The organism is Mycobacterium sp. E787, assembly GCF_001668725.1.
GTDB lineage: Bacteria > Actinomycetota > Actinomycetes > Mycobacteriales > Mycobacteriaceae > Mycobacterium.
In genome coordinates, this window is sequence record NZ_LZKL01000068.1 from 1 (window position 1) to 1,210 (window position 1,210).

Below are 1,210 nucleotides of genomic sequence, written 5' to 3' on the forward strand. Positions count from 1 at the left end.
TGCGAGGTCGGTCAAACGTCAGCTTTTCGATCTGGTCTGTCAGGGCGCGGCCGTAACGCGGGCGTCGTCGGAGTTGGGTGTGTCGCGCAGTACTGGGTGGGTTTGGTGGCGCGACGCTGGTGCGATGGAGCTACTTAAAGGCACAGGTGATCATGGTTTAGCCGACCCGGGAGATTTATCCAGGCCGGGCGGGCGGGGCCATCGGCTCAGTTTTGAAGAACGCATCGAGATCATGCGCGGCCGCGACGCTGGTCTGAGCCCGGCTGATATCGGTGAACTGCTCGAACGGGACCGGACAACAATATGGCGTGAGATCAAACGCAACTGTAATGCCGACGGGGATTACCACGCCGGCATGGCTCATGCCCGCGCGACGCGCAAAGCGCGTCGGCCCAAGGCATTTAAGCTCGTCGATCATCCGCTGTGCGGGAGCATCGAGGCGTGGATGGGCGATGGGTGGAGCCCCAAGCTCATCGCTGATGTGTTGGCCCGCGATTACCTCGCTGACAAGCTGATGAGGGTGAGCCACGAAACCATCTACCAGTGCCTGTATGTCCAAACTCGTGGCAGTCTGCGCGCTGATTTGCACAAATACCTATCGACGAAGCGCTCAGCGCGCAAGACTCGTGGCCATCCCGGGCGCACCGGGGTATATGCCCCGGGTGAGGTATTCACCATTAGCGACCGGCCCGCCGAGGTCGAGGATCGTGCCGTACCGGGGCACTGGGAAGGCGATTTGATCCTGGGCGCCGGCCATGGCAGCGCTATCGGCACCCTCGTGGAGCGGGCCACCCGGTTCACCATCTTGCTGCACCTGCCCAGCGATCACACCGCCCAGACGGTGGCGGCCGCGATGATCGAGGCGATGAGCGAGCTGCCCGAGCACCTACGGCGGTCGCTGACCTGGGACCGGGGCAGCGAAATGGCCAACTGGGAGCACATCCAGCTGCAGCTGGGCTTACCGGTATTCTTCTGCGACCCGCATTCCCCATGGCAGCGCGGCACCAACGAAAACACCAACCGGCTCTTGCGATTCTGGTTCGAAAAGGGCACCGACCTCAGCGGCCACACCAAAGCCGATCTCAAACACATCCAAGACAAGCTCAACAGCCGGCCCCGGCCGACCCTGAACCTCGACACACCCGCCCAACGCCTCGCCAACCTAATTAGCCAAGCCGCCTAAATGTTGCACTAACCACTTGACAACGGG

General features: G+C 62.3%; 1 protein-coding gene. It reads left to right on the forward strand.

Annotated features, from left to right (window positions below; all coding sequences use genetic code 11):
- The coding region (locus A5705_RS15005; protein ID WP_197521280.1) for an IS30 family transposase at window positions 1-1,183 on the forward strand (1,183 nt) is incomplete at its 5' end.
- Between the last annotated feature and the right edge of the window lie 27 nt (window positions 1,184-1,210).